Source organism: Mesorhizobium sp. WSM4841, from assembly GCF_055811515.1.
Window position 1 is genome coordinate 1 of sequence record NZ_JBVVQC010000018.1, and the last position, 13,762, is coordinate 13,762.

Genomic DNA, 13,762 nt, shown 5'->3' on the forward strand with positions numbered 1-13,762 from the left:
CTAACCCTCCCCCTTGTGGGGAGGGTTAGGGTGGGGGGTACGCGCCGGGCAAATGCCTCAAACTTCTGTCGGATCACGCCTTGGCCTTGAAGCGCGCCGCCTCTTCCGAACCGCTTGTGGCGTCGCCCGCACTATAGGAATGCGCGCCGGCACCGGCCAGCTTGCCGCCGTCGACGATCAGGTAGTCCTCGCGGATCGGCCGGCCTTCGAACCAGCACTCCAGGATTTCGCGCGTGCCGGCGGCATAGCGTGCCTGGGCCGAGAGCGACGATCCCGAGATATGCGGTGTCATGCCGTGATGTGGCATCGATCGCCACGGATGATCCTTGGGAGCCGGCTGCGGGAACCAGACATCGCCGGCATAGCCTGCGAGCTGGCCGCTCTCCAGCGCCCGGGCGACGGCGTCGCGATTGCAGATCTTGCCGCGCGCCGTGTTCACCAGATAGGCGCCGCGTTTCATCCTGGCGATCATCGCCTCGTCGAACAGGTTTTCCGTCTCCGGATGCAGCGGGGCATTGATTGTCACCACGTCGCAGATGCCGACCATGGACGCGGCGTCTGGGTGGAAGGTGACGCCGAGGTCCTTCTCGACTGCCTCGGGCAGGCGGTGGCGGTCGGTGTAGTGCAGTGTGACGTCGAACGGCCGCAGCCGGCGCAGCACCGCGCTGCCGATACGGCCGGCGCCGACGGTTCCGATCTGCATGCCTTCGACATCATAGGAGCGCGCGACACAGTCGGCGATATTCCAGCCGCCCTTGATGACCCACTGGTAGGAGGGGATGTAGTTTCGCACCAGCGCCAGGATCATCATCACCACATGCTCGGACACGCTGATCGAGTTGCAGTAGGTCACCTCGGCGACGGTGATGCCGCGGTCCATCGCGGCCTGCAGATCGACATGATCGGACCCGATGCCGGCGGTGATCGCAAGCTTCAGTTGGTTTGCCTTGGCGATCCGTTCCTTGGTCAGATAGGCCGGCCAGAACGGCTGCGAGATGACGATTTCGGCGTCACCGAGCTCGCGTTCGAAAACGCTGTCGGGACCGTCCTTGTCCGAGGTCACGACCAGGCTGTGCCCGGCGCTTTCCAGATATGGCCGCAGGCCGAGTTCGCCCGACACGCTGCCGAGCAGAACGCCCGGTTCGAAGTCGATGGCCTTCGGCGTGGGAAGCGTCTGGCCGCCGGGATAGCGGTCGAGCTTTGGCAGCCCATCCCGTGCGTAATTTGACGGGTAACCGTCAACCGGATCGTCATAGAGGACGCAAACGACCTTTGCCATTTTTGGTTCTCCCTTCGTCTGACAACGAGGAAGACGCTCGATTGTTAAGGCTGCCCGCCAAAACCGAACGGGCGGCCACTCTGGTTTGTCGGAGGCCAGCAACTCCTGGCGCTTCCTCGGAAAGTTGCGCTATTGCGAACTAAATGGAGGAGCCGGACGTGGCTTCAAGGCCAGCGGGAGGAGACCGAACGGCCAGGCGGCAGTAGCGCCGCCCGGCCTGACCGCCTACTGGCTTGGGGCGACCGTCGGGTCGCACGACACGTTCGGGTTCATGTCGGCGAAAGTGCCGGTCGGGTTGCCCTTCCAGGCCCAGACATGCAGTTCGTAGAAAGCACCCAGGCCGTAGCGATTGGGCGCGCCGTTGAAGTTGAACAGATGCCCGTCCAGCGAGGCCGGGCCTTTCGAGGTGATATACTCGACCGCCACCAGCTTCAGCGTTCCATCGGCCATCGGTTCGTACATGACGGCTTCAGGGCGGGCGAGATCGATCTTGTCGTTCTTCAAGTATTCGGCGTTGACATAGTGGATGCCCATGGCGCCGCCGGTGATGCCGCTGGCGCAGGGAATGGGCGAATAGCCCTCGGCGACGGCGACCGAAACATCGAGAAAACGGCTGTCGGCGGCACGCACCTTGTCGGCCAGCGGATTGGCGCCAGGCAACGTACCGGCCTCCTGATGAGCCTGCGCGAATGCGGTGCAGACCGACAGGACGGCGCCGGCCATGAGAAGCTTATTGCAAAGATAGTTTGTCATATTCATTCCGTTCTTGTGATCAAAGCACAGAGCCTGGCCTGAATTTGGCCGGAAAAACCTGCGACTTCTTCTTGCTGGTTGGTTCGGAATTCGACGCATCGAATGCCGGCAAAGCTCGTCGTCCCGCAAAGCTCGTCATCCCTTCGGCAGATAGGAAATCGTGCCAGCCAGATCGGTGTCGTCGATCAACTGGAAACGGCTGTCACTGCCGCGCTGACGGGCCGACACGAAGGACGCGTAGGCAGGATCGTTGGTGAAGGCGCGAGCCGCCGCCTCGGATGGAAACGCCATTAAGGCAATCAGGGTCGTGTCGAGCGGCTTGCCTTCGAGCGTCTTCACATTGCCGCTGCGCGACAGGTATCTGCCGCCATGATTGTGAACGAGGTCGTGGACTGAAGCGGCGTAGGCCGGCATCCACTGCGGGTCCTTCACCTTGATGTCTGCAATGATGTAAGCGGTCATGGGTCATGTCTCCTGGTTAGGCGCACAGGGCTATCCCGTGCACCGGCCAAAGGGCTCGCATGACAAGGCCCGCGCCAGCCAGTCCGCGAACTGAACTGGGCTGATACAGTTTCTGTACTCGCCGCGCTGTCAGGGAAGGCCTATGGTCCGGGCCTAGTTGGAGGGAGAGACCGCAATCATGGCCCAGTCCGGATACAAACAGTTCTGCCCGCTGTCGATGGCCGCCGAGGTGCTGTGCACCCGCTGGACCATGGTGCTGCTTCGCGAACTGGTGGCGGGATCGACCCGCTTCAACGACTTGCGCCGCGGCGTCCCCAAAATGTCGCCGACCCTTCTGTCGCAACGGCTCAAGGAACTCGAGCTGGCGGGGATCGTCGAGCGCAAGGAGGTGCGCAGCGAGAAGGGCATCTTCGAATACCAGATGACGGAGGCGGGCAGAGATTTGCGTTCCGTCGTCGATGCGATGGGTTTCTGGGGGCAGAAATGGGTCGAGTCCCGGCTATCCCTGAAAAACCTCGATCCTTCGCTGCTGATGTGGGATATGCGGCGCAATCTGAACCCCTCCCCGCTGCCAGACGGGCGAACAGTGATACAATTTCTGTATCAGGAGCTACCGGCGTCCAAGCGCTCGTGGTGGCTGATCATCGAAAAGCACGGCGAGGTCGATCTGTGCTGGTACGATCCGGGGTTCGATGTCGACCTGTACGTCTCGACCGACCTGCACACGATGACCGAAATCTGGATGGGGCTGATCACGGTCGAGCGGGCCGGAGCGAAGCTCGCCTTGACAGGCAACCAGGACATCGCAAGGAAGATGCAGGCCTGGCTGGGGCTCAGCCCGTTTGCGATCGAACCGAAGCGAGCGGCCTGACGGCGGCGATTGCTCCCCGGTGACCGTGCGCTATCAGGCGGTCCATCGGGCAGGCGGCGCCTAATCGCCAATAAGCTAGTTCTTCCCTTGCGGGTAGATCGTCTCGCCGCGCTTCAGCATCTCGACGAACGCTGCGATCTTCTTCTTGCGGCCGGCTTCGGTCTTCATGTTATGGATGCGGAAGGCGAGCGCGAAACGGTTTTGCGCGCTGAGCGTTGCCAGCATCGCCTTGGCCTTGGGCTCGCCGTCTATTGCCGCCTGGAGATCGTCGGGGATTTTCATGTCCTTGCCGCTTCCATAGGCGCGCGCCCAGCGGCCGTCGGCCTTCGCCGCCTCGACTTGTTTGAGCCCATGCTCGGTCATCCGGCCCTCCTCGATCAGCCGGGCGACGTTGTCGACGTTGATCTGGCTCCATGTGCTCTTCCTGCCGCGCGGCGTGTAGCGCTGCAAATAGCTCTTGTCGTCGAGCCCCTTGCGCACGGCATCGATCCAGCCCCAGCACAGCACGACGTCGATAGCCTCCTTGGGCGTGATCGAAGGCAGCCCCGAACCGACCTTGTGGATCTTGATCCAGACTTCTGTCTCGGTGTCGTGGTGCTGGCCGAGCCAGGTGTAGAAGCTTTCGGCATCCCCGAATTCGCGCACCTTGGCGGGATCGACCTTAACCGGCGCCATCAGCGGGCCTGCCTTTTTGCGGTCGTCATCGGTTTCCTCCTTGTCGCGCTCAGCTCCGATCGAATGGAGCAACAGTGGCCTTGTTGCAAGGCTGGCGGGACAGCGAAGCTGCCAATCTCCCCCCTTGTGGGGGAGATGTCCGGCAGGACAGAGGGGGGCGCGAAGGATCGCCATCGTCTCGTTACCTCATGACCAACCGAGAATTGACATGAGGTGCAGTTGCAAAGGGTTGAAGGCCGGCGGGACAGCGCCCCCCTCTGCCCTGCCGGGCATCTCCCCCACGAGGGGGGAGATTGGCAGCGTCGCTGTCCCGCGGCGCCCATGGCGGACCTTCGCATCGTGATGTAATAACCCGGCGACGGTCCCGCTCTAGACACGGCGGGCGTCAACTGGGGGATATTGCCATGCGAGCAATGATGTTCGGCCTGATGCTGCTGGCGCCAACCATGGCCCTGGCGGAACCGATCGAAACCCAGAAGGTCATCACCGCGCTGACCGGCGACTGGAATGGCGACGGCGCCGTCGATCTGGTGATGATCGTCGAGACCAAGCCCAGCGACCCGATGGACATGTACTTCTTCCTCAGGGACCGCGAGGCCAATTTTCTCAAACCTGCCGGCATCGTGCGTGAGCAGATCTACGGGGAGTGGAACGGTCACGACAGGCCGGGCTACGAGGCTTCCGACACCGAGCCGGAGCTGACCGCACTGCCCAACGGCTCGATCAAACTGTATCTGCCGGCAATGCCGGTCGGCAGCAAGCGGACCAACCAGACGCTGACGCTCACTTACCGCGACGGCGCCTTCATCGTCGCCGGCTTTGCCTATGACTATCACGACTACCTTGAGGACAATGTCGCAAGTGACTGCGACTACAATGTTTTGACCGGCAAGGGCAAAAGCAGCAAGATGCGGCCGGACGGCACCACCGAGCACGCGACGGTGTCTGTCGAAGGGAAAATCATCCCCTTCGCGGAGTGGAACCCCGGAACCGGCTTCAGCGCCTGCGGCGAGTGAGGCAGCGTCCCGTCGTGCATCGGATTTTCCGATGGCACTATCGATTTCTTCCGTTTCCACTTCGAGCCCAGGCCTGCGACTTACCCGCCGAAGTGGTCGTCTGTGGAAACGAAGGATGGCGGATATGACAAACAGCAAAGTTCTGGTCGTCGGCGGCAGCTCGGGAATGGGTCTGGCGCTGGCAAGGCGGTGTCTCGCGGCTGGCGCCAAGGTCGTCATCGCCGGGCGCAATGAGGACCGGCTGAAGTGCGCCCGCGAGGAGTTGGGCAACCCTGCCGCGCTGAACACCGTCGCGGTCGATATCGCCAGGGAGGACCAGGTCGCCGCTTTGTTCAGACGGATCGGCCGGCTCGACCATATCGTCAGCACCGCAGCCGATATCGAAGGCGCCTATGAGCTGTTGCCCGCGCTCGAGCTGAAGGCGGCCCAGAGGGTCGTTGAAAGCAAGTTCTACGGGCCGTTGCTCTTGGCCAAACATGGCGCGCCGATGCTCTCAGCCACGGGCTCCCTCACCTTCACGTCCGGCATTGCGGCCTACCGGCCGGCGGCGCGAGGCTCGGTCGTCGCCGCCGTCAACGCGGCGCTGGAGGGGCTCGTGCGGGCGCTCGCCATCGAACTGGCGCCCATCCGGGTCAACGCGGTGTCGCCTGGCTGGGTCGACACGCCGATCTGGAATTTCGTTGCCGGCGACAAGAAGGATGACACGCTGAGTGCGATGGCAGACCGGCTGCCGGTTGGGCGGGTCGGACAACCGGACGATATCGCCGACGCTATCTGCTTTTTGATAGGCAACGCTTTCACGACAGGGACGACACTGCATGTCGAGGGTGGGCACCGGCTGGTCTGATCGGCGCGAATTTGTCGCCCGCGGCCGCCAGCAGCAGTTTCAACGCTGGTGGCTGGACCCGCCTGCGGCGCCAGATCATGACGAGGCATGCCGTCCGGACCGCACCCGGCCAGGGCATTTCGATGATCTCGCCACGATCGAGCGCGTCGACCACCGCCAGACGAGGAACCAGACCAAGGCCAGCACCAGCCGACACCAGGCGCGCGATCGTGTCGATGCTGCCGACTTCGGCGGCAAGCTTTGGCGATGCAAGGCCTGCCTCGGCAAAAGCCTTGTCGAACAGGTGGCGATAGACGCATCCAGCTTCGGTGACCACGAAGCGCATGCTGCCGAGTGCCGCAAGGTCGCCTCTCATCGCTGCCTCCCCCGGTGGGACGACAAGGATCAATGGTTCCACCGAAATAGTCCGCCTGGCGAGGCGTTCGTCGAGGGCGCCCTTCTCGAAACCATCCCTGTCGAAGCAGAAGGCGACATCGATCTCGTCGTCTTCCAGCTTCCGCAGCAGATCGCCGCTGCCCGCGACCTTCAGCCGAAGATTGATGTCGGGATGTGAGGCCTGGAAATCCGGAAGCCATTGCGCAAGCTTCGCCGAGGCGATCGTCTCCAGCGCGCCGATCGTCATTGATCCGGCAGCGTGTCCGGCACTGGCGTCCACGGCAGCCCGTGCCTCTTCGGCCAGCATCAGAATCTCTTCGGCGTAGGGCTTCAGCGTGTCGCCTGCCAGCGTCAGTTGCAGGCCTTGCCTCGACCGCGTGAACAGGGCCGTGCCAAGCTCGGTTTCAAGCGTCTGGATCTGATCGCTCACGCTCGATTGCGCGAGGTGGATCTCCTCGGCCGCACGGGTGATGTTTCGACACCGCGCAACCGCGAGGAATGTCTTGAGCAGTCTTGGATGCATCAGGTGACCCGAATCGACTGCTTCACTGCAGCTGCGGTTTCTTGAGAAAGCTGTTGCGGTCGGCCGACTTGACGCGCAGCCAGGTTTCGCGGCCGTCGCGCACAACCCGCAACGGGATCTCGGCGCCCGCCGGGTTCTGCCACAACTTGCGGTAGAAATCGGCGAGCCCGTCGACTTCGCCGTCGCGGACATCCGAGATGATGTCGCCCTGGCGCAGGCCGGCTTCTGCGGCCGGGCTGCCTTCGGCGACGCTCATCACCACAACCTCGCCATTGCTTTCGGCGGAGAAGGCTCCGAGCCATGGGCGCGGTGGCTTGGCAACCTGGCCGCGTGTCAGGAGATCGTCGAGAATGGGCGGCAGAAGGTCGATCGGCACCACCATGTTGATATCGGCGATCTCGCCGGCGCGGCTCATCTGCAGGCGCAGCGAACCGATGCCGAGCAGCCTGCCATCCTGCCCGATAAGTGCCGCACCTCCCCATGACGGATGGGCGGGCGCGGTGAAGATCGCTTCGTCCAGGAGATACTCCCAATAGCCGGCGAATTCCTGCTTGGTGACGATATGCGCGCTGACCGCCTGGCCGATGCCGTCGGCGAGCACCACGGGGTCGCCGGCCATCGCCCTGGCCGCGTCGCCAAAGGCCACCGCAGGCAGGCCGAGCGGCGCCAGCGCCTGCACCAGGCCGAAGCCCGATTCCTGGTCGTAGGCGAGCGCGTGCGCGGGAACCACGCGCCCGTTGTGGTCGGTCAGCCAGACTTCTTCCGCCTCGGTGATGAGATAGCCGATGGTGAGCACCAGCCCGTTATCGCGAATGACCACGCCGCTGCCTTCCCGGCTCGTGCCCAGCGCATTGGCGGTGAAGGCATCGTCCGGGATCGAGGCGCGCACCGCCACGATGGACCGCAAAATCGTATCGATGGTCATGCTCTCAATCCCGGTAAGCGATGCGTGGGCCGGCAAAGGCCCGATATCCCTATAGGTATGGCGCACGTGACGAGGCGCAAGGGCATCGGTGAGCCCTTCTCCCCTGGGAGAATCGGCATGCGGCCTCGACAATAGTTCAATATAAGTTGAACTTCCTGCTGCCCGAACTACCTATATCTATGTGTAGATGAACCTGCCCGACGAATCTCCCGCTTCCATGCGCAAGCTGACCCTCCCCGCTGACATCACAAGGCCTCCCGAGATGAACCAATACACACCGCCGAAAGTATGGACCTGGAACAAGGAAAATGGCGGCGCCTTCGCCAGCATCAACCGGCCGATCGCGGGCCCGACGCATGACAGGGAGTTGCCGGTCGGCAAGCATCCGCTGCAGCTTTACTCGCAGGCGACACCGAACGGCGTCAAGGTGACGATCATGCTGGAGGAGCTCTTGGCGCTCGGCCACAAAGGCGCCGAATATGACGCCTGGCTGATCAGGATCAACGACGGCGACCAGTTCGGCAGCGGCTTCGTCGAGGTCAACCCCAACTCCAAGATCCCGGCGCTGATGGACCGCAGCGGGCCAAAGCCGATCCGCGTCTTCGAATCCGGCTCGATCCTGGTGCATCTGGCCGAAAAATTCGGCGAATTCCTGCCGGCCGAGCAGCCGGCGCGCGCAGAAACCCTGTCGTGGCTGTTCTGGCAGATGGGCTCGGCGCCCTATCTCGGCGGCGGCTTCGGCCATTTCTATACCTATGCGCCGGAAAAGATCGAATATGCCATCGACCGCTTCGCCATGGAGACCAAGCGCCAGATGGACGTGCTCGACCGGCGCCTCGCTGAAAGCGAATATCTCGGCGGCGACGCCTACACGATTGCCGATATCGCCGTGTGGCCCTGGTATGGCGGGCTGGCCAAGGGCCGCATGTATAACGATGCCGGCGAGTTCCTGTCGGTCACGGAGTACAGACACGTGCAGCGCTGGGCCGACGCGATCGACGCGCGGCCGGCGGTGCAGCGCGGGCGCATGGTCAACCGCACCTTCGGCGAGCCGGCGATGCAGCTGCACGAGCGCCACGACGCCAGCGATTTCGACACCAAGACGCAGGACAAGCTGGCGGCGGAGTGAGCTGAGCAGATGACGCGTGGCGCCGGAGGGTTCCGGCGTCCGGAGGGACGGTCACTTGCTGCGCTGCTGTTCAACTCGACCACTGTAACGGCATGGATCCTAGGGTCTCCGCCACGTCGCTTCGCTCCTGCTCCGCCCTAGGATGACGAAGGCATGGTGGCTTGAGGCCAATCGCTGATGGTGAAAATTGGCAATTGCGTCGCCGCGTAGCGGTGGCGGTTGATGCCAAGCGCAAACCTCTAGGATTGGCTGAAACGACACTCCCCGTTCGTCATCCTGGGGCGAAGCGAACGCGAAGCGGAGCGCAGACCTAGGATCCATGCCGTTACGGTGACCGAGAAGTGCAGCGATCCAGTGCTGGCCCCTACGGTCAGCCTGAATCTCAACAAACCTTAGCCTCAACCGAGCAGCATCGATAGAGGCAGGAAGCACTTGGGAGTTCAGGATTGCACAAGCCGCAGGCAGGCTTCCGCGCTGCCCAATCCAGGCATATGTATCCGCAAATATATACTGGTTGGCTAAAGTAACGGAACGTCCAATGCACATTCCCAGAACCGAACAAGTCCGCTTTCAAACGGCTTAGACCATGCTGTCTATCTTATAAACATTATGGTCTAGGCATGTTGATATTGGTGCTGGCCTGACCTGGATCTCGAAACCGCAGACCGTCTCAATGGTCCAGCACTCGCGGGTCGCGGATTACCTGTGTGTCTTTCGCCCGGTTCCATAGATCAGCCGGATGACCAACACAAAATATCCAACCTGCGAAACGATCAAGGTAAGAACCGTCCAGCCCAGCGCCTTCCAGATCGAACCCGTTGCCAAAAAAGTCGAGAGCGCCACGACGAGTGACGCGGTGGCCATCCCCACCAGGAACTGTGGAAAATTCATCGTTTTTCACGGCCGTCCCGGAGCTTCTAACAGCCGCGACGACCACCCTTGCCCATTTACCCCACACCAACGTTTTCACCCTTTCAATGGTTGCGCAAGTGGCAAATGGATCAGAAGTGTGTGCATGATTAATGCATCCTATGGTTGAGACGCTTCGTGGCTGATGCTGTCCATTCAAAAGAGCTGATCTGGTGAGGGAAGGCACGATGGAAATTTGTTGCGTGCCGGGCGCTCCGGGCGCAACGTAGGCGCTACGGACTGCGACAAAACAAGAAGATCAGTCCAGGGAGAATGCATGGCGCTCAAGGTAATCGGCGCGGGGTTCGGACGCACGGGCACATGGTCGACCTTTGCCGCGCTGAACAGGCTCGGCCTCCCCTGCTATCACATGCAGGAAGTGATCCTCAACAAGGCCAACAAGGGCCACCTCGACTTCTGGCGCAAGGTAGCGAACAGCAAGCCTGGCACGCCGCTCGACTGGGACCGGGTGTTTGCCAACTACACGGCGACGGTCGACAATCCCGGCTGCTGCGTGTGGCGGGAGCTGCTGGCCGAATACCCTGACGCCAAGGTGCTGCTGACGCTCCACCCGCGCGGTGCCGAAGGCTGGTACGACAGCACGATCGACACGATCTACTTCACCGAGAATCTCTGGCAGTTCAAGATTTTGGAGTGGCTGACGCCGTTCGGCCGAAAATTCGGCGACATGTCGCGCAAGCTGATCTGGGGCCGCGTGCTGGCCGGCGTGATGGACGACCGCGAGCGGGCGATCGCACGCTACAACGCCTACACCGAGGAGGTGAAGGCAGCCGTTCCGCCGGAAAAGCTCCTGGTGTTCAGGGTGACCGAAGGCTTGGGGCCGTTGTGCCGCTTTCTCGGCGTGGCGGAACCGCAGGAGCCGTTCCCGAACCTCAATGACCGCTCAAGCGTCAAGAAGGTGATCCGCGACGTCATCAAGGGATCCTACATCATGCTCGGGCTGTCGATCGCGGGGGGGTGGCGGTGCTGGGCGGGGTTTTGTGGTGGCTGGGGTAGTGGCCAGGAGATCACGCCAGGCAATCGCTTCAGACAAACCGGGTGTTGGGATGACCACTGTCGATGTCGGCGCCGCCCCTCATTGCCCTGCCGGGCATTTCTCCCCGTATAGTGACGGGGAGAAAGACACCTTCGGCGAGGATTTCGCCAGTCTCCAGCGTTGCAGAAAACGTGCCGAGGTTGCGGCCAGCATCTTCTCCCCGTCACTATACGGGGAGAAGATGCCGGCAGGCAGATGAGGGGCAGCGCAAAGCGGAAGGGATTGCCCTGGGTAAAACCCACCAGCGCTGGCCAGCCGCGCTCAACTCATGGAGCCAGTTTCCGGCGCTTCTCTGGCCGCAACACTGCCGCTCAGGCCGACATGGCCAGCGGCCTTGCGCTCTTGTTGGGGATCTGGATGTCGATTTCCAGCGTCGACATCGTCTCGCCGCGATCCATCGAGACCTGGAGAAAATCCTGGTCGATCTGCACATGCCTGGCGATGACGGCCATGATCTCCTCGCGCAGCACCGAGACGAGATCGGGCTGGCTGCGGTTGCGGCGCTCATAGGCGAGCAGCACCTGCAGCCGCTCGCGCGCCACCGGCGCGCTGCCGCGCCGCTTGAAGAGGTCTAACAGGCTCATGCTGCCCTCCTTCCAAAAAGCCGGTCGAGAAAGCCCTTGCGCTCGAACGGCACGACGACCGGCAGGTCCTCGCCCTCGAGCCGTTTGGCCGCCTCGATATAGGCGCGGGCGGCGGAATTCGTGGGATCGCTGAGCGTCACCGGCGACCCGAGGTTGGAGGCCTTGAGCACGTCCTGGCTCTCGGGAATGATCCCCAGCAGCGGCGTCGACAGGATCTCCAGAACGTCGTCGATCGAGAGCATTTCGCCGCGTGCCGCGCGCGCCGCATCATAGCGCGTCACCAGCACGTGCTTGGCGATCTGCTCGCCCCGCTCGGCCTTGACGGTCCTGGCATCGAGCAGGCCGATGATGCGATCGGAATCGCGCACCGAGCTGACTTCCGGGTTGGTGACGATGACCGCCTCGTCGGCAAAGCGCATGGCGAGCTGCGCGCCGCGCTCGATGCCGGCCGGGCTGTCGCAGAAGACGTAGTCGAACACCGAGCGCAGCTTGTCGATCACCTCGCCGACGCCCTCCTCGGTCAGCGCATCCTTGTCGCGCGTCTGCGAGGCCGGCAGCAGGAACAGCGTCTCGACCCGCTTGTCGCGGATCAGCGCCTGCGAGAGCTTGGCCGTTCCCTGGATGACGTTGACCAGATCGAACACCACCCGCCGCTCGGCGCCCATGATCAGATCGAGATTCCTTAAGCCGACGTCGAAGTCGACCAGAGCCACCTTCTTGCCGGTTCTCGCGACCGCAGCGCCAAGGGCGGCCGTCGAGGTCGTCTTGCCGACGCCCCCCTTGCCGGAGGTGACCACCACTACCTTGCCCATCTATGCCTCCATTATTGTTGGTATTGTTAAGCGTCTGAATTATGCGATGCGATTAAGTCTTTGTTTTTATTCAAAAACCGCTGCGTACTTTCGGGCGACTGCATTAGCTGAACGGCGCGATGCGCAGCGTGTCTTTTTCGAGAAATGCCTGGACGGCTTTTCCACGCAAGGACGGCTCCATCTCCTCGGCGGTGCAATACCAGCCGTCGACCGACAGCAGCTCGGCCTCGTTTTTGCGGCAGAAGATGCGCGCCGCCGAATGGCCGAGCACGCCGGCCGACGCCCGCCCGCGCAGCGTGCCGTAGACATGGATGGAGCCGGCGGCGACGATCTCGGAACCGGAGGCGACGGAGCCGAGCACGATGACGTCGCCATGCGCATGAAAGACCGACTGGCCCGAGCGGATCGGCGTCTTGACCATCAGTGTGGCCGGCGCGTCCGGCTGCCTGTCTTCTGGCTGCTTGCCCTGTTCCGCCTTGCCTTCTTCTGCCTTGCCCGCATCTTCTGGCCTGACCTTGGCGTCGGCCTGCATCAGCAGCCCGGCAGTGGCCTCCTTCGCGCCGATCAGCACCGGCGGCAGATTGGCCTCAAGCGCCGTGCTGCCGTCGAGTTCGATGGCATAAATGCGGATGCCTCGCAGGCCAAGCTCGGCGACCAGCGCTTCGATCTGACGGACCTCAGGCTTCAGCGTGTTGAGGTTAAGCACTACCGGCCGGCCGGCGAAATAGCCGGGAGAATTGCCGATCCAGCGATCGAGGCTCTCCAGCCACTCCGAAAGCGGCGCCTCCGGGGTGAGCGTGAAGGCGACAAAGGAGCGGGCGCGAAAACGAATGGATTTGGTCTCGACGGGGGCGGCGAAGGTCACGGACAGCGATTCCTTACTGATAGGTAAACGCTAGCCAGCCATGGTTAACGAAAGGTTAACGGAGGGGGTGTTCGCGACATTAGGAAGCCATTTACTGACAGGCTCGACGGTGTCAGCAGCCGAGCGGACAGCGCTGGAATTCCTGCCCTTCCTCGACACCTTGCTGGCTAAGTGCCCTTCGCTGCGTCCTCGATCAGTTCTGCAAGCAAGGCAGAGAACCGCTCGTCAGTCCTATCCCCTATGTTTCCCACGTCTCTCGCCACCATCCCGGGCGAAGAGACTGACACTTGCCCACTCAGCTGAACGTTGACCGTGAACGTCCTTCCGACTGGCTCCTTCTCCATTCCTCGCTTCCCGTAGACTTTGAACCGAATGGATGGTGTTGACGCTTTGGCTTGGCGGCGTGGCGCGGTGTCCATGTCGACAGTCACCTCGCCCGCCACCTCAGCCTTGGCCGCTTCCAACGAGGCAACAACGACGTCGTTTAGCCAGGCCCTGGCTTGCGCGCCGAAGTCCACCACACCTCCCTCGGCCTTCTCATTGCGGACCTTCCCCTCTTGCTCACGGGCTTCCTTCCCGCGCTCAAGGGCTTCTTTGAATTTAGACATCATGATTTGCCTCCGATTATAAGCGCATGAGACCAGCCGTCACATCGCTATGCTAATGGGTAGAACGCGCAC

General features: G+C 62.5%; 16 protein-coding genes. 5 read left to right on the forward strand and 11 right to left on the reverse strand.

Annotated features, from left to right (window positions below; all coding sequences use genetic code 11):
• Window positions 1-73 precede the first annotated feature (73 nt).
• From AC0L14_RS20660 to AC0L14_RS20670, 3 genes are all read right to left on the reverse strand, one after another.
• Window positions 74-1,279, reverse strand: a complete 1,206-nt coding sequence (locus AC0L14_RS20660; protein WP_473488207.1) for an NAD-dependent formate dehydrogenase — start codon at window positions 1,277-1,279, stop codon at window positions 74-76.
• A 225-nt stretch (window positions 1,280-1,504) separates the two neighbouring features.
• Window positions 1,505-2,032: a hypothetical protein gene (locus AC0L14_RS20665; RefSeq protein WP_473527824.1), complete on the reverse strand. Its 528-nt coding sequence runs from the start codon at window positions 2,030-2,032 to the stop codon at window positions 1,505-1,507.
• 135 nt (window positions 2,033-2,167) lie between these two features.
• Complete coding sequence (locus AC0L14_RS20670) at window positions 2,168-2,494, reverse strand: DUF1330 domain-containing protein (protein WP_473488209.1); 327 nt, start codon at window positions 2,492-2,494, stop codon at window positions 2,168-2,170.
• 178 nt (window positions 2,495-2,672) lie between these two features.
• Here AC0L14_RS20670 and AC0L14_RS20675 point away from each other — a divergent pair, with 178 nt between their 5' ends.
• The gene (locus AC0L14_RS20675) at window positions 2,673-3,365 is read left to right on the forward strand and encodes a winged helix-turn-helix transcriptional regulator (protein ID WP_473527825.1); all 693 of its coding nucleotides are present in this window, start codon (window positions 2,673-2,675) and stop codon (window positions 3,363-3,365) included.
• Window positions 3,366-3,440: 75 nt separating this feature from the next.
• Here the strand turns inward: AC0L14_RS20675 and AC0L14_RS20680 are convergent, their stop codons facing one another.
• Window positions 3,441-4,040: a YdeI/OmpD-associated family protein gene (locus tag AC0L14_RS20680; RefSeq protein WP_473488231.1), complete on the reverse strand. Its 600-nt coding sequence runs from the start codon at window positions 4,038-4,040 to the stop codon at window positions 3,441-3,443.
• 404 nt (window positions 4,041-4,444) lie between these two features.
• Here AC0L14_RS20680 and AC0L14_RS20685 point away from each other — a divergent pair, with 404 nt between their 5' ends.
• Together AC0L14_RS20685 and AC0L14_RS20690 are read left to right on the forward strand one after the other, a co-directional pair.
• Complete coding sequence (locus AC0L14_RS20685) at window positions 4,445-5,056, forward strand: hypothetical protein (protein WP_473750571.1); 612 nt, start codon at window positions 4,445-4,447, stop codon at window positions 5,054-5,056.
• A gap of 115 nt (window positions 5,057-5,171) precedes the next feature.
• Complete coding sequence (locus AC0L14_RS20690) at window positions 5,172-5,903, forward strand: SDR family oxidoreductase (protein WP_473488212.1); 732 nt, start codon at window positions 5,172-5,174, stop codon at window positions 5,901-5,903.
• Here the strand turns inward: AC0L14_RS20690 and AC0L14_RS20695 are convergent.
• Together AC0L14_RS20695 and AC0L14_RS20700 are read right to left on the reverse strand one after the other, a co-directional pair.
• A complete protein-coding gene (locus AC0L14_RS20695; protein WP_473750572.1) occupies window positions 5,854-6,801 on the reverse strand; it encodes a LysR family transcriptional regulator in 948 nt (315 codons plus the stop codon). The two genes, AC0L14_RS20690 and AC0L14_RS20695, sit on opposite strands and share 50 nt — an antisense overlap.
• Before the next feature lie 22 nt (window positions 6,802-6,823).
• The gene (locus tag AC0L14_RS20700; protein WP_095492299.1) at window positions 6,824-7,726 is read right to left on the reverse strand and encodes a S1C family serine protease; all 903 of its coding nucleotides are present in this window, start codon (window positions 7,724-7,726) and stop codon (window positions 6,824-6,826) included.
• A 262-nt stretch (window positions 7,727-7,988) separates the two neighbouring features.
• Between AC0L14_RS20700 and yghU the strand changes: the two genes are divergently transcribed.
• Window positions 7,989-8,855, forward strand: coding sequence for a glutathione-dependent disulfide-bond oxidoreductase (gene yghU, locus AC0L14_RS20705; RefSeq protein WP_473750574.1), 867 nt, complete (start codon window positions 7,989-7,991; stop codon window positions 8,853-8,855).
• A 670-nt stretch (window positions 8,856-9,525) separates the two neighbouring features.
• Here yghU and AC0L14_RS20710 read toward each other — a convergent pair.
• Window positions 9,526-9,756, reverse strand: a complete 231-nt coding sequence (locus tag AC0L14_RS20710; RefSeq protein ID WP_473750575.1) for a hypothetical protein — start codon at window positions 9,754-9,756, stop codon at window positions 9,526-9,528.
• Window positions 9,757-10,041: 285 nt separating this feature from the next.
• On the opposite strand from AC0L14_RS20710, the gene AC0L14_RS20715 reads away from it, so the two are divergent.
• A complete protein-coding gene (locus tag AC0L14_RS20715) occupies window positions 10,042-10,893 on the forward strand; it encodes a sulfotransferase family protein (RefSeq protein WP_473750576.1) in 852 nt (283 codons plus the stop codon).
• A 239-nt stretch (window positions 10,894-11,132) separates the two neighbouring features.
• Here the strand turns inward: AC0L14_RS20715 and minE are convergent, their stop codons facing one another.
• From minE to AC0L14_RS20735, 4 genes are all read right to left on the reverse strand, one after another.
• Window positions 11,133-11,405 (reverse strand): cell division topological specificity factor MinE, encoded by a 273-nt coding sequence (minE, locus tag AC0L14_RS20720; protein ID WP_473750577.1) that lies wholly within the window; start codon window positions 11,403-11,405, stop codon window positions 11,133-11,135.
• Complete coding sequence (gene minD / locus AC0L14_RS20725) at window positions 11,402-12,217, reverse strand: septum site-determining protein MinD (RefSeq protein ID WP_095492283.1); 816 nt, start codon at window positions 12,215-12,217, stop codon at window positions 11,402-11,404. Before minD ends, minE begins: the two co-directional genes overlap by 4 nt.
• A gap of 103 nt (window positions 12,218-12,320) precedes the next feature.
• Window positions 12,321-13,082, reverse strand: a complete 762-nt coding sequence (gene minC / locus AC0L14_RS20730; RefSeq protein WP_473527830.1) for a septum site-determining protein MinC — start codon at window positions 13,080-13,082, stop codon at window positions 12,321-12,323.
• A gap of 167 nt (window positions 13,083-13,249) precedes the next feature.
• Window positions 13,250-13,693 (reverse strand): hypothetical protein, encoded by a 444-nt coding sequence (locus tag AC0L14_RS20735; RefSeq protein WP_473527831.1) that lies wholly within the window; start codon window positions 13,691-13,693, stop codon window positions 13,250-13,252.
• Window positions 13,694-13,762: the final 69 nt, after the last annotated feature.

Coding starts and splice junctions, on each gene's coding strand:
- AC0L14_RS20660 (WP_473488207.1), bottom strand. CDS start 1,279: ATGGCAAAGGTCGTTTGCGTCCTCTATGACGATCCGGTTGACGGTTAC.
- AC0L14_RS20665 (WP_473527824.1), bottom strand. CDS start 2,032: ATGACAAACTATCTTTGCAATAAGCTTCTCATGGCCGGCGCCGTCCTG.
- AC0L14_RS20670 (WP_473488209.1), bottom strand. CDS start 2,494: ATGACCGCTTACATCATTGCAGACATCAAGGTGAAGGACCCGCAGTGG.
- AC0L14_RS20675 (WP_473527825.1), top strand. CDS start 2,673: ATGGCCCAGTCCGGATACAAACAGTTCTGCCCGCTGTCGATGGCCGCC.
- AC0L14_RS20680 (WP_473488231.1), bottom strand. CDS start 4,040: ATGGCGCCGGTTAAGGTCGATCCCGCCAAGGTGCGCGAATTCGGGGAT.
- AC0L14_RS20685 (WP_473750571.1), top strand. CDS start 4,445: ATGCGAGCAATGATGTTCGGCCTGATGCTGCTGGCGCCAACCATGGCC.
- AC0L14_RS20690 (WP_473488212.1), top strand. CDS start 5,172: ATGGCGGATATGACAAACAGCAAAGTTCTGGTCGTCGGCGGCAGCTCG.
- AC0L14_RS20695 (WP_473750572.1), bottom strand. CDS start 6,801: ATGCATCCAAGACTGCTCAAGACATTCCTCGCGGTTGCGCGGTGTCGA.
- AC0L14_RS20700 (WP_095492299.1), bottom strand. CDS start 7,726: ATGACCATCGATACGATTTTGCGGTCCATCGTGGCGGTGCGCGCCTCG.
- yghU (WP_473750574.1), top strand. CDS start 7,989: ATGAACCAATACACACCGCCGAAAGTATGGACCTGGAACAAGGAAAAT.
- AC0L14_RS20715 (WP_473750576.1), top strand. CDS start 10,042: ATGGCGCTCAAGGTAATCGGCGCGGGGTTCGGACGCACGGGCACATGG.
- minE (WP_473750577.1), bottom strand. CDS start 11,405: ATGAGCCTGTTAGACCTCTTCAAGCGGCGCGGCAGCGCGCCGGTGGCG.
- minD (WP_095492283.1), bottom strand. CDS start 12,217: ATGGGCAAGGTAGTGGTGGTCACCTCCGGCAAGGGGGGCGTCGGCAAG.
- AC0L14_RS20735 (WP_473527831.1), bottom strand. CDS start 13,693: ATGATGTCTAAATTCAAAGAAGCCCTTGAGCGCGGGAAGGAAGCCCGT.